This window comes from Pseudomonas sp. R15(2017), assembly GCF_002112685.1.
Taxonomy (GTDB): Bacteria; Pseudomonadota; Gammaproteobacteria; order Pseudomonadales; family Pseudomonadaceae; genus Aquipseudomonas; species Aquipseudomonas glycinae.
Window position 1 is genome coordinate 310,672 of the sequence record NZ_NEII01000005.1, and the last position, 20,086, is coordinate 330,757.

At 60.4% G+C, this 20,086-nt stretch carries 21 protein-coding genes; 12 read left to right on the forward strand and 9 right to left on the reverse strand.

What is annotated here, in order from left to right; genetic code table 11:
* Positions 1–29: 29 nt before the first annotated feature.
* Genes CAF77_RS13150 through CAF77_RS13160 form a run of 3 tightly spaced genes read left to right on the forward strand, consistent with a single transcriptional unit; the run spans position 30 to position 3,095 of the window.
* On the forward strand, positions 30–1,211 hold the full coding sequence (locus CAF77_RS13150) for an amino acid ABC transporter permease (RefSeq protein WP_011332572.1): 1,182 nt from the start codon (positions 30–32) through the stop codon (positions 1,209–1,211).
* 10 nt (positions 1,212–1,221) lie between these two features.
* Entirely contained in the window at positions 1,222–2,319 is a 1,098-nt protein-coding gene (locus CAF77_RS13155) for an amino acid ABC transporter permease (protein ID WP_011332573.1), read from the forward strand.
* Positions 2,320–2,330: 11 nt separating this feature from the next.
* Positions 2,331–3,095 (forward strand): amino acid ABC transporter ATP-binding protein, encoded by a 765-nt coding sequence (locus CAF77_RS13160; protein ID WP_007957337.1) that lies wholly within the window; start codon positions 2,331–2,333, stop codon positions 3,093–3,095.
* Positions 3,096–3,147: 52 nt separating this feature from the next.
* On the opposite strand, the gene CAF77_RS13165 is transcribed toward CAF77_RS13160, so the two are convergent.
* Positions 3,148–3,639 carry a type II TA system antitoxin MqsA family protein gene (locus CAF77_RS13165; protein WP_007957339.1) on the reverse strand — a complete coding sequence of 164 codons (492 nt, stop codon included), beginning with the start codon at positions 3,637–3,639 and terminating at the stop codon, positions 3,148–3,150.
* Positions 3,636–3,947, reverse strand: a complete 312-nt coding sequence (locus tag CAF77_RS13170; protein WP_064382443.1) for a type II toxin-antitoxin system MqsR family toxin — start codon at positions 3,945–3,947, stop codon at positions 3,636–3,638. Before CAF77_RS13170 ends, CAF77_RS13165 begins: the two co-directional genes overlap by 4 nt.
* A 165-nt stretch (positions 3,948–4,112) precedes the next feature.
* Here CAF77_RS13170 and CAF77_RS13175 point away from each other — a divergent pair, with 165 nt between their 5' ends.
* From CAF77_RS13175 to CAF77_RS13195, 5 genes are all read left to right on the forward strand, one after another.
* Positions 4,113–4,772 (forward strand): FadR/GntR family transcriptional regulator, encoded by a 660-nt coding sequence (locus tag CAF77_RS13175; protein ID WP_064382442.1) that lies wholly within the window; start codon positions 4,113–4,115, stop codon positions 4,770–4,772.
* Positions 4,762–6,066, forward strand: coding sequence for a CynX/NimT family MFS transporter (locus CAF77_RS13180; RefSeq protein WP_085654674.1), 1,305 nt, complete (start codon positions 4,762–4,764; stop codon positions 6,064–6,066). The genes CAF77_RS13175 and CAF77_RS13180 overlap by 11 nt, the downstream gene beginning before the upstream one ends.
* Before the next feature lie 100 nt (positions 6,067–6,166).
* On the forward strand, positions 6,167–6,640 hold the full coding sequence (locus tag CAF77_RS13185) for a nuclear transport factor 2 family protein (protein ID WP_085654676.1): 474 nt from the start codon (positions 6,167–6,169) through the stop codon (positions 6,638–6,640).
* Between the two features lie 39 nt (positions 6,641–6,679).
* Positions 6,680–6,982: a GIY-YIG nuclease family protein gene (locus CAF77_RS13190; protein ID WP_064382439.1), complete on the forward strand. Its 303-nt coding sequence runs from the start codon at positions 6,680–6,682 to the stop codon at positions 6,980–6,982.
* A 275-nt stretch (positions 6,983–7,257) separates the two neighbouring features.
* Complete coding sequence (locus CAF77_RS13195) at positions 7,258–8,193, forward strand: glutathione S-transferase family protein (protein ID WP_085654679.1); 936 nt, start codon at positions 7,258–7,260, stop codon at positions 8,191–8,193.
* Positions 8,194–8,224: 31 nt separating this feature from the next.
* On the opposite strand, the gene CAF77_RS13200 is transcribed toward CAF77_RS13195, so the two are convergent.
* A complete protein-coding gene (locus CAF77_RS13200; RefSeq protein ID WP_085654681.1) occupies positions 8,225–8,575 on the reverse strand; it encodes a glutaredoxin family protein in 351 nt (116 codons plus the stop codon).
* On the reverse strand, positions 8,575–9,579 hold the full coding sequence (gene yejK, locus CAF77_RS13205) for a nucleoid-associated protein YejK (RefSeq protein WP_039769496.1): 1,005 nt from the start codon (positions 9,577–9,579) through the stop codon (positions 8,575–8,577). Before yejK ends, CAF77_RS13200 begins: the two co-directional genes overlap by 1 nt.
* Before the next feature lie 396 nt (positions 9,580–9,975).
* On the opposite strand from yejK, the gene CAF77_RS13210 reads away from it, so the two are divergent.
* The gene (locus CAF77_RS13210) at positions 9,976–10,257 is read left to right on the forward strand and encodes an HU family DNA-binding protein (protein ID WP_064382436.1); all 282 of its coding nucleotides are present in this window, start codon (positions 9,976–9,978) and stop codon (positions 10,255–10,257) included.
* 122 nt (positions 10,258–10,379) lie between these two features.
* On the opposite strand, the gene rlmF is transcribed toward CAF77_RS13210, so the two are convergent.
* Positions 10,380–11,402 (reverse strand): 23S rRNA (adenine(1618)-N(6))-methyltransferase RlmF, encoded by a 1,023-nt coding sequence (gene rlmF / locus CAF77_RS13215; RefSeq protein WP_085654683.1) that lies wholly within the window; start codon positions 11,400–11,402, stop codon positions 10,380–10,382.
* 153 nt (positions 11,403–11,555) lie between these two features.
* Here rlmF and CAF77_RS28965 point away from each other — a divergent pair, with 153 nt between their 5' ends.
* On the forward strand, positions 11,556–12,035 hold the full coding sequence (locus CAF77_RS28965; RefSeq protein ID WP_176244024.1) for a hypothetical protein: 480 nt from the start codon (positions 11,556–11,558) through the stop codon (positions 12,033–12,035).
* A 60-nt stretch (positions 12,036–12,095) separates the two neighbouring features.
* On the opposite strand, the gene CAF77_RS13225 is transcribed toward CAF77_RS28965, so the two are convergent.
* From CAF77_RS13225 to CAF77_RS13240, 4 genes are all read right to left on the reverse strand, one after another.
* Entirely contained in the window at positions 12,096–14,942 is a 2,847-nt protein-coding gene (locus tag CAF77_RS13225) for a valine--tRNA ligase (protein WP_085654687.1), read from the reverse strand.
* 199 nt (positions 14,943–15,141) lie between these two features.
* Positions 15,142–15,534 carry a DNA polymerase III subunit chi gene (locus CAF77_RS13230; RefSeq protein ID WP_085654689.1) on the reverse strand — a complete coding sequence of 131 codons (393 nt, stop codon included), beginning with the start codon at positions 15,532–15,534 and terminating at the stop codon, positions 15,142–15,144.
* A gap of 8 nt (positions 15,535–15,542) precedes the next feature.
* Positions 15,543–15,971, reverse strand: a complete 429-nt coding sequence (locus CAF77_RS13235; RefSeq protein ID WP_085654691.1) for a DNA polymerase III subunit chi — start codon at positions 15,969–15,971, stop codon at positions 15,543–15,545.
* Between the two features lie 60 nt (positions 15,972–16,031).
* The gene (locus CAF77_RS13240; protein ID WP_064382431.1) at positions 16,032–17,522 is read right to left on the reverse strand and encodes a leucyl aminopeptidase; all 1,491 of its coding nucleotides are present in this window, start codon (positions 17,520–17,522) and stop codon (positions 16,032–16,034) included.
* 307 nt (positions 17,523–17,829) lie between these two features.
* On the opposite strand from CAF77_RS13240, the gene lptF reads away from it, so the two are divergent.
* Positions 17,830–18,951 (forward strand): LPS export ABC transporter permease LptF, encoded by a 1,122-nt coding sequence (lptF, locus tag CAF77_RS13245; RefSeq protein WP_011332585.1) that lies wholly within the window; start codon positions 17,830–17,832, stop codon positions 18,949–18,951.
* Positions 18,944–20,005 (forward strand): LPS export ABC transporter permease LptG, encoded by a 1,062-nt coding sequence (gene lptG / locus CAF77_RS13250; protein ID WP_011332586.1) that lies wholly within the window; start codon positions 18,944–18,946, stop codon positions 20,003–20,005. Before lptF ends, lptG begins: the two co-directional genes overlap by 8 nt.
* Positions 20,006–20,086: the final 81 nt, after the last annotated feature.

A 20,086-nucleotide genomic window follows, 5' to 3' on the forward strand; every position in this document is an offset into this window, starting at 1 on the left:
GTTCTGTTCCATTATTTCCGGGGCACTTCATGCAAAATTCAATCGGCGCACCAAAGCAGAGGCTCAGCCTCAGCGATCCACGAGTGCGTGCGTGGGTATTTCAGATCATCACCATCGTGGCGGTGGTCTCCCTGGGCTGGTATCTGTTCGATAACACCCAGACCAACCTGCAACACCGGGGTATCACTTCGGGGTTCGACTTTCTCGAGCGCAGTGCCGGGTTCGGCATCGCTCAACACCTGATCTCCTACACCGAAGCGGACAGTTATGCCCGGGTTTTCGTCATCGGCCTGCTCAACACGCTGCTGGTGACGTTCATCGGTGTGATCCTGGCCACGATCCTCGGCTTCATCGTCGGCGTGGCACGTCTGTCGAAGAACTGGATCATTTCCAAACTGGCAACGGTGTACGTGGAGGTTTTCCGTAACATCCCGCCACTGCTGCAGATCCTGTTCTGGTACTTCGCGGTGTTCCTGACCATGCCGGGGCCGCGCAACAGCCACAACTTCGGCGATACCTTCTTCGTCAGCAGCCGTGGCCTGAACATGCCGGCCGCGCAAATGGCCGACGGCTTCTGGGCGTTCGTGGTCAGCATCGTGGTGGCCATCGTCGCCATCGTGCTGATGAGCCGCTGGGCCAACAAGCGCTTTGAGGCCACTGGCGAGCCATTCCACAAGTTCTGGGCAGGCCTGGCGCTGTTCCTGGTGATCCCGGCGCTGTGCGCGCTGATCTTCGGTGCACCTGTGCACTGGGAAATGCCGAAGCTGCAAGGCTTCAACTTCGTCGGTGGCTGGGTGCTGATTCCGGAACTGCTGGCCTTGACCCTGGCGTTGACGGTGTACACCGCAGCGTTCATCGCCGAGATCGTGCGTTCGGGCATCAAGTCGGTCAGCCATGGCCAGACCGAGGCGGCGCATTCGCTCGGCCTGCGCAACGGCCCGACCCTGCGCAAGGTGATCATTCCGCAAGCGCTGCGGGTCATCATCCCGCCGCTGACCAGCCAATACCTGAACCTGGCGAAGAACTCCTCGCTGGCGGCCGGTATCGGTTATCCGGAGATGGTTTCGCTGTTCGCCGGCACCGTGCTGAACCAGACCGGTCAGGCGATCGAAGTCATTGCCATCACCATGAGCGTGTACCTGGCGATCAGTATCAGCATTTCCCTGCTGATGAACTGGTACAACAAGCGCATCGCGCTGATCGAGCGGTAAGGAATAGCGCATGAGTACTCATACTTTCAAACCCGATATGCCACCGCCGGCCAAGGTCTTCGGCCCGATGGCGTGGATCCGCGCGAACATGTTCTCCAGCTGGCTCAATACGCTGCTGACCCTGTTTGCGTTCTACCTGATCTACCTGGTGGTGCCGCCGATCCTCAGCTGGGCGATCCTCGATGCCAACTGGGTCGGCACCACCCGCGCCGACTGCACCAAGGAAGGCGCCTGCTGGGTCTTCATCCAGCAGCGTTTCGGCCAGTTCATGTACGGCTACTACCCGCCGGAACTGCGCTGGCGCGTGGACCTGACCGTGTGGCTGGCGGTCATCGGCGTGGCGCCACTGTTCATCAAGCGCGTGGCGCACAAGGCGGTGTACGGCCTGAGCTTCCTGGTGGTCTACCCGATTGTTGCCTGGTGCCTGCTGCATGGCGGCGTCTTCGGCCTCGACACCGTGGCGACCAGCCAGTGGGGCGGTCTGATGCTGACCCTTGTGATCGCCACTGTCGGCATCGCCGGTGCGTTGCCGCTGGGGATTGTCCTGGCGCTGGGCCGGCGTTCGAACATGCCGGCGATTCGTGTGGTCTGCGTGACCTTCATCGAGTTCTGGCGCGGCGTGCCGTTGATCACGGTGCTGTTCATGTCCTCGGTGATGCTGCCGCTGTTCCTGCCCGAAGGCATGAACTTCGACAAGCTGCTGCGGGCGCTGATCGGCGTGATCCTGTTCCAGTCGGCGTACGTTGCCGAGGTGGTGCGCGGCGGTCTGCAAGCGATCCCCAAAGGCCAGTACGAAGCCGCGGCCGCGATGGGCCTCGGTTACTGGCGCGCCATGGGCCTGGTGATTCTGCCGCAAGCCCTGAAGCTGGTGATTCCCGGCATCGTCAACACCTTCATCGCGCTGTTCAAGGACACCAGCCTGGTGATCATCATTGGCCTCTTTGACCTGCTCAACAGTGTCAAGCAAGCCGCTGCCGATCCGAAATGGCTGGGCATGGCCACCGAAGGCTACGTGTTCGCCGCCCTGGTGTTCTGGATTTTCTGTTTTGGTATGTCGCGCTATTCCATGCACCTGGAACGCAAGCTCGACACTGGCCACAAGCGTTAGGAGTTTTTTCGATGAGCGAAGCAATCAAAAAGCCAGTGGGCCCTGAAGGCATCATTCAGATGCAGGGCGTGAACAAGTGGTACGGCCAGTTCCACGTGCTGAAAGATATCAACCTCAACGTACGTCAGGGCGAGCGTATCGTGCTGTGCGGCCCGTCGGGTTCCGGCAAGTCCACCACCATCCGCTGCCTCAACCGTCTGGAAGAGCACCAGCAGGGCCGCATCGTGGTCGATGGCGTGGAGCTGACCAACGACCTCAAGCAGATCGAAGCGATCCGCCGTGAAGTCGGCATGGTGTTCCAGCACTTCAACCTGTTCCCGCACCTGACCATCCTGCAGAACTGCACCCTGGCGCCGATGTGGGTGCGCAAGATGCCCAAGCGCAAGGCCGAGGAAATCGCCATGCATTACCTGGAGCGCGTACGCATTCCGGAGCAGGCGCACAAGTATCCGGGACAGCTGTCCGGCGGTCAGCAGCAGCGTGTGGCGATTGCCCGCGCGCTGTGCATGAAGCCGAAAATCATGCTGTTCGACGAACCGACCTCGGCACTCGACCCGGAGATGGTGAAAGAGGTACTCGACACCATGATCGGCCTGGCCGAAGACGGCATGACCATGCTCTGCGTGACCCACGAAATGGGCTTCGCCCGCACCGTGGCCAACCGCGTGATCTTCATGGACAAGGGCGAAATCGTTGAACAGGCGGCGCCGAACGACTTCTTCGACAATCCGCAAAATGATCGGACGAAGCTGTTCCTGAGTCAGATCCTGCATTGAGATCTGATGCATAAAACCAACCCGGCCTTGTGCCGGGTTTGTTTTCTGAGGGTCAGGAAACGGTGAGGGTTTCGTGTTCTTTGTGCTCGGTATACTTGAAGGCGTTCCTCAGATCCGCCCCTTCACCCAAGGCTTTCGCATCGGCGAGCAAGTGCGGATAGCGATCGAGCAGGCGCATCAGCAGCATCAACGCCTTCGGCGGAAGCACTTCGCCGCGCTCATAGCGGGAAAATGCGTTGTGTCCGCCACCAGAAAGCAGTTGCACGGTTTCTTTTTGCGTCAGGTGCAATTTGCGCCGGATGCGCTTCATCTCGTTACCGATCATTTGTCGGGCAGCAATCACCAGATCATCACCGGCTTGCGTGTAGCGTTCTGCACTATCGGTATCGGCGTCCCACTCGACCTCACCGCATTTGCGACATTCCCAGCCAGCAAGGTCATCGATACGACGTTCCATGCCTTTGACACTGATGGTTTCGCCGCGGCCCTCGAAATGTGTCATTCCCTCACGTGCACCGCAGCTGAAACATTGCCGGGTCTTCATTGGTTTTTCTCCTTGAAGGAGATTACCGGTGGGCCACCTTCGGGGCGGTATGTCACCTTGATGTAAATCTCCAGATCGTGTGAGTGCGTGTGATAAACGTCTTGCCAGACTCGATGATCGTCATAGGTGGTCATCGACTTGTACAACATCCTGTTCTGCAGTTCGAAAACGAATTCTTGCATCTCTATGATGCTGAAGCCGAGATCCAGTCCGGTTTTTTCTGCGCTCTTGGTGAATGCCTGTCTTCCCCGTCGCCTGACCTCAGCCTTGATCACCACCAAGTCGTAATGGGGTGTGTTCTTTTCCATAAGAAACCAAAGCCCTGTCCCTGAAATTACCCTTAAAGGGTAATTTTGACTAATCGAAAATCCCCTCCATTTGCCCCTCTCTGACCCTAGGTGGTTGCCGTCCTACACGGAGCTGACTAACATGTCAGAAAATTCATCCCATGATTGGATGAAAGGGCGAATCCTATGTCAGACATTTCTCCACTCATTAAGCGATCCCTGGTCGATCAGGCCCTGGATCAATTGCGCCAGCGCATCACCGACGGCACGTGGCAGGTCGGTCAGCGATTGCCGACCGAGCCCGAGCTGTGCGCCGAACTCGGCATCAGCCGCAACACCGTTCGCGAGGCGATGCGGGTGCTGGCGTTCTCAGGGTTGATCGAGATCCGTCAGGGTGACGGCAGTTACCTGCGGGCAGTGGTCGATCCGATGGACACGCTCAAGGCGCTGTCCAAATGCTCGCTGGATCAGGCCCGGGAAACCCGGCACATCCTTGAAGTCGAGGCCATTGGCCTGGCGGCCTTGCGCCGGACCGACGAAGACCTCGTCGCGTTGCGCGAGGCACTGGGGCACGCCGGCAGTCACTACCATGGCGACCTCGACAGCTACATCGCCTGCGATCTGGTTTTCCACCGCCGTCTGGTGGACGCCGCGCACAACCCGACCCTCAGCGAGCTGTATCGCTATTTTTCCAGCATCGTCGGCGCGCAATTGCGCCAGACCCTGAACATCGTCCCCCGTCGACAGGAAGTCTTCGATTTGCACGTCGCCTTGCTTGAGGCCGTCGAGCAGCGCGATCCGGAGCGGGCCAAAGCCCTGTCGAGGCAGTTGATCAATGAACCTTGAAACCGAGAAAACCATGTCCCGCCCAGAAGTCTCCACAGCCCCCGTTCGCAAGGCCGAGCTCGAAGAGTTGTTGATCGACGCCGAAGCCGATGACGAGCAGGTGCAGCAAAGCCATCCGCTGGTGCGGCGCCCGTGGCTGTTGCTGCTGGGGCTGATCCTGGTGGCGTTGAACCTGCGTCCGGCGCTTTCGAGCATGGCGCCGTTGCTCGGTGAAGTGTCGAAAAGTCTCGGTTTGTCCGCTGCTCAAGCGGGATTGCTGACGACGCTGCCAGTGCTCTGCCTTGGGTTGTTCGCACCTCTGGCCCCATTGCTCGCACGGCGTTTCGGTGCCGAACGGGTGGTACTGGGGATTCTTCTGACACTGGCCGGCGGCATCATCCTGCGCAGCAATTTCGGTGAGATCGGTCTGTTCGCCGGCAGCGTGCTGGGTGGCGCGAGCATCGGCATCATCGGCGTGTTGCTGCCGGGCATCGTCAAACGCGACTTCGCCAAACATGCCGGCACCATGACCGGCGTCTACACCATGGCCCTGTGCCTGGGCGCGGCAATGGCGGCGGGATCGACCGTGCCATTGAGCGAACACTTTGACCACAGCTGGGCCATGGGCCTGGGTTTCTGGGTGATTCCGGCGCTGGTGGCGGCAGTGTTCTGGCTGCCGCAAATCGGCCAGAAGCATGGTGCACACAACGTTGCCTACCGGGTGCGCGGTCTGCTGCGGGATCCGCTGGCCTGGCAAGTGACCTTGTACATGGGCCTGCAATCGTCGCTGGCCTACATCGTGTTCGGCTGGCTGCCGTCGATCCTTATCGGTCGCGGGCTGACGCCGACCCAGGCCGGTCTGGTGCTGTCCGGATCGGTGATCATCCAGCTCGCCAGCTCCCTGGCGGCACCGTGGTTGGCCACACGTGGCAAAGATCAGCGGCTGGCGATCGTGGTGGTGATGGCGTTGACCCTGGGCGGCCTGTTCGGTTGCCTCTTCGCGCCGATCGAAGGCCTGTGGGGCTGGGCGATCCTGCTGGGCCTGGGGCAGGGCGGCACGTTCAGCCTGGCTCTGACCCTGATCGTGCTGCGCTCGCGGGATTCCCATGTCGCGGCCAACCTGTCGAGCATGTCCCAGGGCTTTGGCTACACCCTCGCGTCGATGGGGCCGTTCGCGGTCGGCGTGGTGCATGACTGGACCGGCGGCTGGAACGCCGTGGGCTGGATTTTCGGCATCATTGGTGCGGGTGCAATCCTCGCTGGCCTCGGTGCCGGACGTGCGCTGTACGTGCAGGTGGTCAGCGAAAAGGTCTGATGCGTACACACTGTCGGTATTCGAAATGCGAATGCCGATAGTGTTTCAGGCGTTTGCGGATTATCGTGCTGGCAATCTGTACCTTTCCTGGAGATTGCCCATGAGTGAAGAAGCCCACAGCGCCCTGATCACCCGTTTCTACCAGGCCTTCCAGCGCCTCGACGCCGAGGCCATGGCCGCCTGCTACACCGACGACGTGGTGTTCAGCGATCCGGCCTTCGGCGAGCTGCGCGGTCGTGATGCCGGCGACATGTGGCGCATGCTCACCACTCGCGCCAAGGACTTCTCCCTGACCTTCAACAACGTCCGCGCCGACGAGCGCAGCGGCGGCGCCCACTGGGTGGCGACCTACCTGTTCAGCCAGACCGGCAATGTCGTGATCAACGACATCCAGGCGCGCTTCGTTTTCCGTGACGGCAAGATCTGTGAACACCACGACCACTTCGACCTGTGGCGCTGGTCGCGTCAGGCGCTGGGTTTCAAGGGGTTGTTGTTGGGCTGGACGCCTCTGGTGCGCAATGCTGTCCGTGCTCAGGCGCTGAAAGGGCTGAAGGCATTTCAGGCGAGTCGCTGATAAGATCGCCACCTGTTTTCCTTACGCCTGAATTGTCCCGTGAACAGCCTCAGCGAAAATCCTCTCGATGCCGACGTTCCAGTGAGCAAATCCTGGTTCGTCTACCTCGTACGCGCCGCCAACGGTTCGCTGTACTGCGGGATCAGCGATGATCCCGTGCGCCGTTTCGCCAAGCATCAGAGCGGCAAGGGCGCACGGTTCTTTCTTTCAAGCCCGGCGATGGCGCTGGTCTACACCGAGCGTTGCCGCGACAAGGGTGATGCCTTGCGTCAGGAGCGGTTGATCAAGAAGCTCAGGAAGAGTGCGAAGGAGTGTCTGGTGGCGTCTTATCGGCCTGATTGAGCAGGTATTGTCAAACGGTAGAAGTCTCCGCGTCGACGCGGTGCCTCCGGCAAACGACAGGCGAAAAAAAACCGCCTTGCGGGGCGGTTTTTTCTGTAAACGCCGGTTTGCGGCCGGGTTTACTGATCTCACAGGAGACATTGACGTAGGCGGAGAGTATTCCTCTTTGCATGCCTTATCAACCTGACTGATCAGTTCCCATCAGCCGGATCCGTAGGCTGCGAACGAATTGCGCGCTAAGCTGCTGGTTCACTTTCTGTGCGGCGGAGCCGAGCATGTCCGAGTTGATTCTGCATCATTACCCGACCTCTCCATTCGCCGAAAAGGCCCGGCTGCTGTTGGGTTTCAAGGGCTTGTCCTGGCGCTCGGTGCACATCTCACCGGTGATGCCGAAACCGGATCTGACTGCGCTGACCGGTGGTTACCGCAAGACCCCGGTGTTGCAGATCGGTGCCGACATCTATTGCGACACCGCGCTGATCGCCCGTCGCCTCGAGCAGGAAAAGGCCCAGCCTTCGTTCTTCCCGGACGGTCAGGAAATGATCGCCGCCAGTTTCGCCGCCTGGGCCGATTCGGTAGTGTTCCAGCATGCGGTGAGCCTGGTGTTCCAGCCGGAATCGGTGGCGGTGCGTTTCGGCAAGTTGCCGCCGGAAGCGATCAAGGCGTTCCTCGCCGATCGGGCCGGACTGTTCAGCGGTGGCAGCGCAACCAGGCTGTCAGCGGAGCAGGCCAAGCACAATTGGCCGACTCTCATGGCGCGCCTGGAGCAGCAGTTGCAGCGCGAAGACGGTGACTTCCTGTTCGGCGAGCCGTCGGTTGCCGACTTCGCCATGGCCCATCCACTGTGGTTCCTCAAGGCTACGCACGTGACGGCGCCCTTGGTGGATGCTTATCCGGCGGTATCGGCGTGGCTGGGGCGTGTGCTCGGTTTTGGCCATGGCGCGGCCAGCGAGATGAGTTCGGAGGAAGCACTGGAGATCGCGCGCAGCTCTACGCCGGCGGCGTTGCCGGACGAGGAGTTCACTGATCCGAACGGGTTCGTGGGCGGTCAGCAGGTGCTGATCGCCGCGACAGACTACGGCGTTGATCCCGTCGCCGGCGAGCTGGTGTTTGCCGGTCGCGAGGAGTTGATCCTGCGCCGTGAGGACGAACGTGGCGGAGTGGTGCATGTGCACTTCCCGCGTTTCGGTTTCCGAATCGAGAAACGCTGAAACATCTGAGGGAGCCGATTGGCTCCCTCGTTTATTTCAGTGCAGCGAGAATCTCGTCCGGATCAAACCCGCGAATCAACGTGCCATTCACGTCGATCAGAGGAATTCCGCGTCCGCCCAGCGCTTCATACGCCTTGCGTGCTTCGGCATCCTTCTCGATATCGAATTCCTTGAACGCAATGCCTTTCTGATCGAGAAAGCGTTTGGTCTGCTTGCAGTAGCCGCACCAGTCCGTCGCGTACAGCACCACATTGGCGTTGGCGCGGATCTGCTCCGACGCCATCTGCGACGGGTTGAACACCCGCTCGATCTTGCCCCAGTTCTGATAGACCACAACCACCAGCAAAACCAGTGCGACTTTCTTCAGCACATTGCCGAGCATCAGTTGCGACGCTTCAGCTGATCGGTGAGCGAGGTCGGCAGGCCTTTGATGACCAAAGTCCCGGCTTCTTCGTCGTATTCGATCTTCGAGCCCAGCAGGTGCGCTTCGAAGCTGATCGACAGGCCTTCGGCGCGGCCGGTGAAGCGGCGGAACTGGTTGAGCGTGCGCTTATCCGCCGGGATCTCCGGCGACAGGCCGTAATCCTTGTTGCGGATGTGGTCGTAGAAGGCCTTCGGGCGTTCTTCGTCGATCAGCTCAGACAGTTCTTCCAGGCCCATCGGTTCGCCGAGCTTGGCCTGGCTGCTGGCGTAATCGACCAGGGTCTTGGTCTTTTCGCGCGCGGAGTCTTCCGGCAGGTCTTCGCTCTCGACGAAGTCGCTGAAGGCCTTGAGCAGGGTGCGGGTCTCGCCAGGGCCGTCGACGCCTTCCTGGCAGCCGATGAAGTCGCGGAAGTACTCCGAGACTTTCTTGCCGTTCTTGCCCTTGATGAACGAAATGTACTGCTTGGACTGCTTGTTGTTCTGCCACTCGGAAACGTTGATCCGCGCCGCCAGGTGCAGTTGGCCGAGGTCGAGGTGGCGCGACGGGGTCACGTCCAGCTCATCGGTCACCGCCACGCCTTCGCTGTGGTGCAGCAAGGCGATGGCCAGGTAGTCCGTCATGCCTTGCTGATAGTGGGCGAACAGCACGTGGCCGCCGACCGACAGGTTCGATTCTTCCATCAGCTTTTGCAGGTGCTCGACCGCGACTTTGCTGAACGCAGTGAAGTCCTTGCCGCCTTCCATGTATTCCTTCAGCCAGCCGCTGAACGGGAACGCGCCGGACTCCGGATGGAACAAGCCCCAGGCTTTGCCCTGTTTGGCGTTATAGCTCTCGTTGAGATCGGCGAGCATGTTCTCGATGGCTGCGGACTCAGCCAGTTCGGAGTCGCGGGCGTGCAGAACTGCGGGTGTGCCGTCGGGTTTTTTGTCGATCAAATGGACGATGCAATGACGGATCGGCATAGGCTTCTCGGCTGGTGGAAGGAAGGAGGGCGGGCTCCCCCGAAAAAGCGCCCAGTGTACCGCAACCACTGGATTTGGCGCGGGGTGAAGGGCAAATCCGGGTCACTCGACCGCCCTTATGCATTTATTTACCGATTTAGCGCAATAAACCTGACCATTTGGCTAGCTAGAGGCGGATATTTCCTTGTCTCTGTGCTAGTTTTGCCCGGTCTTGTGCGAAGTCACCGCGACAAGCATGCATTCAGCTTTTGTCAGGTCGAACCAAACCTTGATTTCGGCATCTATAACCCCGACTCGTCGTGGTTATCGCCGAGGGTGCCAGATCCAGAAGATCGGGCTCGATGGCTGACACTGCACTCTGCAATCCATATGAATTTGATAGGGAAGGAACACTACATGGCTCTTACTAAAGACCAACTGATCGCCGACATCGCTGAAGCTATCGACGCGCCGAAAACCACCGCGCGTGCCGCTCTGGACCAACTGGGTCAAATCGTTGCCGATCAGCTGGAAAATGGTGCCGAAATCACTTTGCCAGGTATCGGCAAGCTGAAAGTGACCGAGCGTCCTGCCCGCACTGGCCGTAACCCGTCGACTGGCGCTGCCATCGAAATCCCTGCCAAGAAAGTGATCAAGCTGGTTGTGGCCAAAAGCCTGACCGACGCTGTGAACAAGTAAGACGCAGCGATACAAAAAAACCGTGCACCGGAGCGATCCGGACACGGTTTTTTTATGTCTGCTGTTTGTGTTTCAGCAGTAGCGGCGGCTTTGCGATCAAGCGCCGCCCCGATTGAAGCGAATTACTTGCGAACCCAGCGTTCGCGCCGCCAGATCTGCTGCTCGGACTTGGTCTGGAAGGTCCATGCCACGAAGCGGCTCTGCTTCTGCCCCTGGGACATTTCCACTACCTGGCTTTCCAGCGCACCGGCCTTCTTCAGCGCAATTTCGATGGCCGGCAGGTTTGAAGCTTTCGAGACCAGGGTGCTGAACCACAACACCTTGTGCGCAAAGTTCGCACTTTCGGCGATCAGTTGCGTCACGAAGCGCGCTTCACCGCCTTCACACCAAAGTTCGGCCGATTGACCGCCAAAGTTCAGTACCGGCAGTTTGCGTTTCGGGTCGGCCTTGCCCAGTGCCCGCCACTTACGCTCGCTGCCCTTGGTAGCCTCTTCCATCGAGGCGTGGAACGGTGGGTTGCACATGGTCAGGTCAAAGCGCTCGCCAGGCTCCAGAAGGCCGATCAGGATGTGCTTGCGGTTCTCCTGCTGGCGCAGCTGGATGACCTTGTTCAAGTCGTTGGACTGGACAATGGCCCTGGCGGCGGCCACGGCGGTCGGATCGATCTCCGAGCCGAGGAAGTGCCAGCGATATTCGCTGTTACCGATCAGCGGGTACACGCAGTTGGCGCCCATGCCGATATCCAGCACATTGACGATGGCGCCACGCGGAACCACACCGTCGTTGTTGCTGGCCAAGAGGTCAGCCAGGAAGTGGATGTAGTCGGCACGGCCCGGCACCGGCGGGCACAGATAATCGGCCGGGATGTCCCAATGCTGGATGCCGTAGAACGACTTGAGCAGCGCCCGGTTGAACACACGCACTGCATCGGGACTGGCGAAGTCGATGCTTTCCTTGCCGTACGGGTTGGTGATCACGAACTTCGCCAGTTCCGGCGTGGTCTTGATCAGCGCCGGGAAGTCGTAGCGACCCTGATGGCGATTGCGCGGGTGAAGGCTGGCTTCTTTACGCGGCGCCACGGGCTTGGCCGGGGTGACGGAGTCAGGCTTCTTGCGCGCAGGTTTCGGTGTACGTGGGGCGTTCATGGGCGTGGTCGATTCGGGTAGGGCTGAAAGTGGCCGGTATTGTCCCACATCTCAACGTTACCCGAGCAAACGAGTGAAGAAGGTATAACCATCGCGACTGTCGATTCCAAATCGGTCTTTGATACCTGTCATATATGACAGTAGGCGAACTTTTTGAATATGGCTTTACTGGCAACGTCTACCCAACAGGAAATTTTTCAGGGAATTATTGAGATGATTGAACTAAGTAAAGCGACTTTTCCAAGTGCCAACCTGTCAGGATTTATCAGCTGTGTAAGCGATCCGAGCCCCGTTAAGGGCGTTCTTGTTGATGTCAAAATTTCTCCGGAAGTGATGGAGGGGGACATAATTGAGCTGACATCTCAAGCCTGTTCAAGTCTCAATGGCATGGTACCTATTGCAGGTACGGAAGCTACTTTCACCCAAGCCGTAACGCAGAGCACACCGAAACTGCAATTCAACGTTGAACCTTACAAGACACTCATCAAACCAATCCTTGAGCATTCCAACGGGAGTGGGTCGCTGCTTGTGAGATATGTCGTAACGCGAGGTTCCTCTATTATCGGTACCTCACCCGAATCAATCGTCAAAGTCGCACTCACGCAACCAAATGGCGAACCCTGCCCGGAGTAATACCCCGGGCACAAAAAAGGGAGGCCGTTGCGGGCCTCCCTTTTTCAGTGCGATTTGCCGTTACAGGCTGGCAATCCGCGCGTGCTGCTCGGCCAGCTTGGCCAGAGCCTGTTCGGCTTCGGCCAGTTTGGCGCGTTCCTTCTCGATGACTTCGGCCGGAGCCTTGTCAACGAAACCGGCGTTGGACAGCTTGCCGCCCACCCGCTGGACTTCGCCCTGCAGACGCAGGATTTCCTTGTCCAGGCGCGCCAGCTCGGCGCCCTTGTCGATCAGACCGGCCATCGGCACCAGCACTTCCATCTCGCCAACCAGCGCGGTCGCCGACAGCGGCGCTTCTTCGCCGGCGGCCAGTACGGTGATCGACTCCAGACGCGCCAGCTTCTTCAGCAGCGCTTCGTTCTCGGTCAGGCGGCGCTGGTCTTCAGCGGTGACGTTCTTCAGGTAGATCGGCAGCGGTTTGCCCGGGCCGATGTTCATTTCGCCACGGATGTTGCGCGTGCCGAGCATCAGGCCCTTGAGCCATTCGATGTCGTCTTCGGCCGCCGGATCGATGCGCTCTTCGTTGGCCACCGGCCATGGTTGCAGCATGATCGTCTTGCCCTGAATACCGGCCAGCGGCGCGATGCGCTGCCAGATTTCTTCAGTGATGAACGGCATGAACGGATGCGCCAGACGCAGCGCCACTTCCAGTACGCGAACCAGCGTGCGGCGAGTGCCGCGCTGACGCTCGACCGGCGCGTTTTCGTCCCACAGCACTGGCTTGGACAGTTCCAGGTACCAGTCGCAGTACTGGTTCCAGATGAACTCGTACAGCGCTTGCGCCGCCAGGTCGAAACGGAACTGATCCAGTTGACGGGTCACTTCGGCTTCGGTGCGTTGCAGCTGCGAGATGATCCAGCGATCCGCCAGCGACAGCTCGTAGGCTTCGCCGTTCTGGCCGCAGTCTTCGCCCTTGTCCAGAACATAACGCGCGGCGTTCCAGATCTTGTTGCAGAAGTTGCGATAGCCTTCGACGCGGCCCATGTCGAACTTGATGTCGCGACCGGTGGACGCCAGCGAGCAGAAGGTGAAGCGCAGGGCGTCGGTGCCGTAGCTGGCGATGCCGTCGGCGAATTCGTCGCGGGTCTGCTTCTCGATCTTCTTCGCCAGTTTTGGCTGCATCAGACCGGACGTGCGTTTCTGCACCAGTGTTTCGAGCTCGATGCCGTCGATGATGTCCAGCGGGTCCAGGACGTTGCCCTTGGACTTGGACATCTTCTGGCCCTGGCCATCACGCACCAGGCCGTGCACATAAACAGTCTTGAACGGAACCTGCGGCGTGCCATCCTCGTTCTTGATCAGGTGCATCGTCAGCATGATCATCCGGGCAACCCAGAAGAAAATGATGTCGAAACCGGTGACCAGCACGTCGGTGGAGTGGAATTTCTTCAGGAACTCGGTCTTTTCCGGCCAGCCCAGGGTGGAGAAGGTCCACAGGCCCGAACTGAACCAGGTGTCGAGAACGTCGTTGTCCTGTTGCAGCGCAACGTCCGGGCCGAGATTATGCTTGGCGCGCACTTCGGCTTCGTCGCGACCGACGTAGACCTTGCCCGACTCGTCGTACCAGGCCGGAATCCGGTGGCCCCACCACAGCTGACGGCTGATGCACCAGTCCTGGATGTCGCGCATCCACGAGAAGTACATGTTTTCGTACTGCTTCGGCACGAACTGGATGCGACCGTCTTCAACGGCGGCAATCGCAGGCTCGGCCAGCGGTTTGGTGGACACGTACCACTGGTCGGTCAGCCATGGCTCGATGACGGTGCCGGAGCGGTCGCCTTTCGGCACTTTCAGGTTGTGGTCGTCGACGCTGACCAGCAGGCCGGCGGCGTCGAACGCGGCAACGATCTGCTTGCGCGCTTCGAAACGCTCGAGGCCGGCGTACTCGGCCGGAATCTTGCCGTCGATGCTGTCGTTCAGCGTGCCGTCGAGGTTGAACACTTGCGCTGCCGGCAGCACGTTGGCGTTCTTGTCGAAGATGTTCAGCAGCGGCAGGTTGTGACGCTTGCCGACTTCGTAGTCGTTGAAATCGTGGGCCGGGGTGATCTTCACGCAGCCGGTGCCGAATTCAGGATCGCAGTAATCGTCGGCGATGATCGGGATGCGGCGGCCGACCAGCGGCAGCTCTACAAACTTGCCGATCAGGGCTTTGTAGCGCTCGTCGTTCGGGTTCACTGCGACGGCGGAGTCGCCGAGCATGGTTTCCGGACGGGTAGTCGCGACGATCAGGAAATCGTTGCCTTCAGCGGTTTTCGCGCCGTCGGCCAGCGGGTATTTCAGGTTCCACAGGAAACCTTTCTCGTCGTGGTTTTCCACTTCGAGGTCGGAAATCGCCGTGTGCAGCTTGGTGTCCCAGTTGACCAGTCGCTTGCCGCGATAGATCAGGCCGTCTTCGTGCAGGCGCACGAACGCTTCCTTAACGGCTTCCGAGAGGCCGTCATCCATGGTGAAGCGCTCGCGGCTCCAGTCCACGGACGAGCCGAGGCGACGGATCTGACGGCTGATGTTGCCGCCGGACTGATCCTTCCATTCCCAGACTTTCTCGAGGAATTTTTCCCGGCCCAGATCATGGCGGTTCTGGCCCTGGGCTTCGAGTTGACGCTCCACCAGCATTTGCGTGGCGATACCGGCGTGGTCGGTGCCCGGCTGCCACAGGGTGTTGCGACCCTGCATGCGGCGGAAACGGATCAGGGCGTCCATGATCGCGTTGTTGAAACCGTGACCCATGTGCAGGCTGCCGGTGACGTTCGGCGGCGGGATCATGATGGTGTAGGAGTCGCCCGCGCCTTGCGGGGCGAAGTAGTTCTCGGACTCCCAGGTGTTGTACCAGGAAGTTTCAATGGCGTGCGGCTGGTAGGTCTTATCCATGCGCGGCGGGACCCTATTGGCATTTATTCAGGAAAAGCCGGGAAGTATAGCGGGGCAAGGGGCGCAGGGCGAGCGGGGCGGGCCGGGTGGAGGCTTAAATGTGGGAGCTGGCTTGCCAGCGATGCAGGCGCCGCGGTTTTTCAGGAAAGGCGCGGTGATGTTATCGCTGGCAGGGCAGCTCCCACAGGAGATCAGGGAATTATTCGTACTGGCCGAGAAGCCGTTCCATCCGCGCCTCGAGGCGACGTTTGATTTCGGTTTCGATGTGCGGCGCGAAATCGTCGATCACGTCCTGCATGATCAGTTGCGCGGCGGCGCGCAGCTCGCTGTCCAGGTGCAGGAGGGCGTCGGGGCCTTTATCCACAGGCGCAGCGGCAGGTTGCGGAGCAGGCGTTGGCGCGGGTGCAGCGTCGACGGCTTGCGGTGTGTTGTCGACCGAATCGAACAACATCGGAATCTGTTCCTGTTCGCCATCATCGACCGTGTCGGTCAGCAGCGGCGGTTGCAGGTTGTCATCGCCGAGCAGCTGGCGGATCGACTCAAGGTCGTCCAGCAGGTGTGCGGGTTTTTGCAGCGGTTTTGGAGTGTCCATCGGCGTACTCAGAGTCGCTGTAAACGGTGGTCTTGCAGAGGATAGCCCTGTTCGCGGTAGAAACGGAAACTCTCCCGCGCCGCAGTGCGGATCGCCGGATCTTCCACCACCACCTCGGCAACGCGGGCGAATTTATTGGCGAAAACCGGGACTTTCAGGTCGAGGTTGACCAGCAAGTCCGCGTGCTGGCCGCAGTCGTCGCCCACTCCCAATACGATCAAACCTTCCGGTTCGCTTTCAGCCGGGCCGTGAGGCACGAAGGTTTCACCCTTGAACGCCCACAGTCGCGCATCGAGATCATCACGCTGGGCGGCATCGCTGCAATGCAGGTAGATGCGATGGCCCATGCGCCAGGCTTTATCGGTGAGCTTGCAGGCAAAATCCAGGCGAGCCGAAGGATCGGCGCTGGGCAGGATATAAAAGTCGACTTTGGTCATTGCGGTTCCTGAGCTGAAAGCGGCGCCCCTCGAAAGAGGCGCTGCTCGCAGTCATCGGTTTCAGGCTTTGGCGCGGTCCAGCAGGTATTGAGTCAGCAACGGAACCGGACGGCCAGTGGCGCCCTTGTCCTTGCCGCCGCTGGTCCAGGCGGTACCGGCGATGTCCAGGTGCGCCCAGTTCAGGTTCTTGGTGAAGCGCGACAGGAAGCAGGCGGCGGTGATGGTGCCGGCCTTCGGACCGCCAATGTTGGCGATGTCGGCGAACGGGCTGTCCAGTTGCTCCTGGTATTCGTCGAACAGCGGCAGTTGCCAGGCACGGTCGTCGGCAGCCTTGCCCGCGCTCAACAGTTGCTCGATCAGTTCGTCGTTGTTGCCCAGCAGGCCCGACGTGTGGGCGCCCAGCGCGACGACGCAGGCACCGGTCAGGGTGGCGATGTCGATCACCGCTTGCGGCTTGAAGCGCTCGGAGTAAGTCAGTGCATCGCACAGCACCAGACGGCCTTCGGCGTCGGTGTTGAGGATTTCCACGGTCTGGCCGCTCATGGTGGTGACGATGTCGCCCGGACGCGAAGCAGTGCCGCTCGGCATGTTCTCGGCGCAGGCCAGGATGCACACCAGGTTGATCGGCAGTTTCAGTTCCAGCACGGCGCGCAGGGTACCGAACACGCTGGCCGCGCCACCCATGTCGTATTTCATCTCGTCCATGCCGGCGCCCGGTTTCAGGCTGATGCCGCCGGTGTCGAAGGTGATGCCTTTACCGACCAGTGCGTACGGCTTCTCGGATTTCTTGCCGCCGTTGTATTGCATGACGATCAGGCGCGGCGGCTGGGCGCTGCCCTGGCCGACGGCGTAGAACGAACCCATGCCCAGCGACTTGATCTTCTTCTCGTCGAGGACTTCGACTTTCAGATCCTTGAACTCTTTGCCGAGGTTCTTGGCCTGTTCGCCGAGGAAAGTCGGGTGGCAGATGTTCGGCGGCAGGTTGCCCAGGTTGCGGGTGAACGCCATGCCGTTGGCGATTGCGGTGGCGTGGTTCACGGCGCGTTGCACTTCGGCCTGAGCGGCCTTGATGGTCAGCAGGGTGATTTTCTTCAGGGCGCGCGGTTCGGCTTTCTGGCTCTTGAACTGGTCGAAGGTGTATTCGCCGTCGACCAGGGTTTCGGCCAGCAGACGGGTCTTGCCGTAACTGTCGCGGTTCTTGACGATGATTTCATCGAGTGCCAGTACGGCGTCGCTGCCGCCCAGGCTTTTGAGGGTGTTGAGGATGCCAGCGACGATCTTGCGGAACGGACGGTCGCCCAGTTCTTCATCCTTGCCCACGCCCACCAGCAGCACACGTTCGGCTTTCAGGTTCGGCAGGCTGTGCAGCAACAGGCTCTGGCCGACCTTGCCGGCCAGGTCGCCACGCTTGAGCACGGCGCTGATGGCGCCGCCGCTCAGTTCGTCGACCTGCCTGGCGGCGGCACCGAGTTTGCGGCCTTCGCCGACGGCAACCACCAGGGTGGCGGTTTTCAACGTTTCTGGGCTAACGCTTTTTACAACCAGTTCCATGTCCGGATCCCTGAATGAATGGTCAACACACAGGCGTTCGACGTGTCCGCCGTCGCCTGCTTATAGAGAGAAGAGGCGCAGGCCAGTGCCTGCGACAGAGGCGGCAGTTTGAACCTCGCTCACCGCGCCTGACAACCCTCGGTTGTACGATCTTCAACCGATTGCACGCTTGCGTGTGTGCGCGCAGTGACAGGCGCCCTCAATCACAGGATAATGCCGCATCTTTTTTCGACGGCTCTGCCTTGCGGGCCCGTCGAGACGTTTGCTTGTTTGGCCGCCTTAGCCTGACAACCCTGGAGTGTCTGGTTTGATCGTCTTCCGTTATCTGTCCCGCGAAGTCCTGTTGACCCTGAGTGCGGTAAGCGCCGTGCTGCTGGTCATCATCATGAGCGGTCGCTTCATCAAATACCTTGCCCAGGCCGCCGCGGGCCAGCTCGATCCGGGATCGCTGTTCCTGATCATGGGCTATCGCCTGCCGGGCTTCATGCAGTTGATCCTGCCGCTGGGGCTGTTCCTCGGGATTCTGCTGGCGTACGGCCGGCTGTACCTCGAAAGCGAGATGACCGTGCTTTCGGCCACCGGCATGAGTCAGCAGCGGTTGTTCCGCATGACCCTGTTTCCGGCCACCCTGGTAGCTGTGGTGGTGGCCTGGCTGAGCTTGAGCCTGGCACCGCAAGGCGCCAACCAGTTCCAGCTGCTGCTGAACAAACAGGACGCCCTGACCGAATTCGACACCCTCGAGCCGGGCCGTTTCCAGGCCTTGCGCGACGGTACCCGGGTGACCTACACCGAAACCCTGAGCGACGATCGGGTCAACCTGGGCAGTGTGTTCATTTCGCAGAAGAACCTCGGCGCCAACCAGAAAGATCGCGGGATTTCCGTGCTGGTAGCTGAAAAGGGTCGCCAGGAAGTGCGTCCCGACGGCAATCGCTACCTGATTCTCGACAACGGCTACCGTTACGACGGCAGCCCGGGTCAGGCCAACTATCGCGCCATCCACTACGAAACCTACGGCGTGCTGCTGCCCAAGCCGGATGTCAGCGAGGAGGTCACCGACCGTGACGCCATGCCGACCTCGTCCCTGCTCGGCAGCGACGACATTCGCTCGAAAACCGAACTGCAATGGCGCCTGTCGCTGCCGTTGCTGGTGTTCATCGTGACCCTGATGGCGGTACCGCTGTCGCGGGTCAACCCGCGTCAGGGGCGTTTCCTCAAGCTGCTGCCGGCGATTCTTCTTTATATGGCTTACCTGACCATCCTGATTGCCGCCCGCGGCGCCCTCGAGAAAGGCAAGATTCCACCGGCGCTCGGCTTGTGGTGGGTGCATGCGATCTTCCTGACGATCGGTCTCGGTCTGTTGTACTGGGAGCCTTTGCGCCTGAAGCTGGCCAGCCGTCGCAGCGCAGCGCTGGAGGTGGCCCGTGGTTAAACTCGACCGCTACATCGGCAGCAGCGTGTTCATCGCGATCATCGCGGTGCTGGCGATCATTCTCGGCCTGGCCACCTTGTTTGCGTTCATCGACGAGATGGGCGATGTCAGTGACACCTACACCCTGGTCGATGTCCTGAGCTTCGTGCTCCTGACCGCGCCGCGCCGGCTCTACGACATGCTGCCGATGGCGGCGCTGATCGGTTGCCTGATCGGCCTTGGCAGTCTGGCGAGCAGCAGTGAGTTGACCGTAATGCGCGCTGCCGGTGTCTCCATCGGGCGTATCGTCTGGGCGGTGATGAAGCCGATGCTGGTACTGATGCTGGCCGGTGTGCTGATCGGCGAATACGTGGCCCCAGCCACCGAAAGCATGGCCCAGGCCAACCGTTCGCTGGCGCAAGGCAGCGGCGACGCGCAAAGCGCCAAGCACGGCATGTGGCACCGCCAGGGTGACGAGTTCATTCACATCAACTCCGTGCAACCCAACGGTCGTCTGTATGGTGTGACCCGCTATCACTTCGACAAAGAACGCCATCTGCTCAGTTCGAGCTTCGCCAAGCGCGCCGAGTTCGACACCGATCACTGGCAGCTGACCGACGTGACCACCACCAAATTTCACGAGCGCAGCACCGAAGTGGTCAATACGCCGGTCGAGCGCTGGGATGTCTCGCTGAGCCCGCAATTGCTGAGCACTGTAGTGATGGCGCCGGAATCGCTGTCGATCACCGGTCTGTGGGGTTACATCCACTATCTGGCCGATCAGGGTCTGAGCAACGGTCGTTACTGGCTGGCATTTTGGGTCAAGGTGTTGCAGCCGCTGGTGACCGCTGCGCTGGTACTGATGGCGATTTCCTTCATCTTCGGTCCGCTGCGTTCGGTGACCCTCGGTCAGCGGGTGTTCACCGGTGTGCTGGTGGGCTTCACCTTCCGCATCGTTCAGGATCTGCTGGGCCCATCCAGTCTGGTGTTCGGCTTCTCGCCGCTGTTCGCGGTGCTGGTGCCGGCTGGCGTGTGTGCGCTGGCGGGTGTCTGGCTGTTGCGTCGAGCCGGTTGATGAACCAGGTTGCACCCACGCTTTAGCCGTGAAAACGCCTCGGTCGCCAGACCGGGGCGTTTTTGCATGTAATCCGGGTGA

Bases quoted from the DNA above. Each gene is read 5' to 3' on its own strand.
- CAF77_RS13150 (WP_011332572.1), top strand. From the start codon at position 30: ATGCAAAATTCAATCGGCGCACCAAAGCAGAGGCTCAGCCTCAGCGAT.
- CAF77_RS13155 (WP_011332573.1), top strand. From the start codon at position 1,222: ATGAGTACTCATACTTTCAAACCCGATATGCCACCGCCGGCCAAGGTC.
- CAF77_RS13160 (WP_007957337.1), top strand. From the start codon at position 2,331: ATGAGCGAAGCAATCAAAAAGCCAGTGGGCCCTGAAGGCATCATTCAG.
- CAF77_RS13165 (WP_007957339.1), bottom strand. From the start codon at position 3,639: ATGAAGACCCGGCAATGTTTCAGCTGCGGTGCACGTGAGGGAATGACA.
- CAF77_RS13170 (WP_064382443.1), bottom strand. From the start codon at position 3,947: ATGGAAAAGAACACACCCCATTACGACTTGGTGGTGATCAAGGCTGAG.
- CAF77_RS13175 (WP_064382442.1), top strand. From the start codon at position 4,113: ATGTCAGACATTTCTCCACTCATTAAGCGATCCCTGGTCGATCAGGCC.
- CAF77_RS13180 (WP_085654674.1), top strand. From the start codon at position 4,762: ATGAACCTTGAAACCGAGAAAACCATGTCCCGCCCAGAAGTCTCCACA.
- CAF77_RS13185 (WP_085654676.1), top strand. From the start codon at position 6,167: ATGAGTGAAGAAGCCCACAGCGCCCTGATCACCCGTTTCTACCAGGCC.
- CAF77_RS13195 (WP_085654679.1), top strand. From the start codon at position 7,258: ATGTCCGAGTTGATTCTGCATCATTACCCGACCTCTCCATTCGCCGAA.
- CAF77_RS13200 (WP_085654681.1), bottom strand. From the start codon at position 8,575: ATGCTCGGCAATGTGCTGAAGAAAGTCGCACTGGTTTTGCTGGTGGTT.
- yejK (WP_039769496.1), bottom strand. From the start codon at position 9,579: ATGCCGATCCGTCATTGCATCGTCCATTTGATCGACAAAAAACCCGAC.
- CAF77_RS13210 (WP_064382436.1), top strand. From the start codon at position 9,976: ATGGCTCTTACTAAAGACCAACTGATCGCCGACATCGCTGAAGCTATC.
- rlmF (WP_085654683.1), bottom strand. From the start codon at position 11,402: ATGAACGCCCCACGTACACCGAAACCTGCGCGCAAGAAGCCTGACTCC.
- CAF77_RS13225 (WP_085654687.1), bottom strand. From the start codon at position 14,942: ATGGATAAGACCTACCAGCCGCACGCCATTGAAACTTCCTGGTACAAC.
- CAF77_RS13230 (WP_085654689.1), bottom strand. From the start codon at position 15,534: ATGGACACTCCAAAACCGCTGCAAAAACCCGCACACCTGCTGGACGAC.
- CAF77_RS13235 (WP_085654691.1), bottom strand. From the start codon at position 15,971: ATGACCAAAGTCGACTTTTATATCCTGCCCAGCGCCGATCCTTCGGCT.
- CAF77_RS13240 (WP_064382431.1), bottom strand. From the start codon at position 17,522: ATGGAACTGGTTGTAAAAAGCGTTAGCCCAGAAACGTTGAAAACCGCC.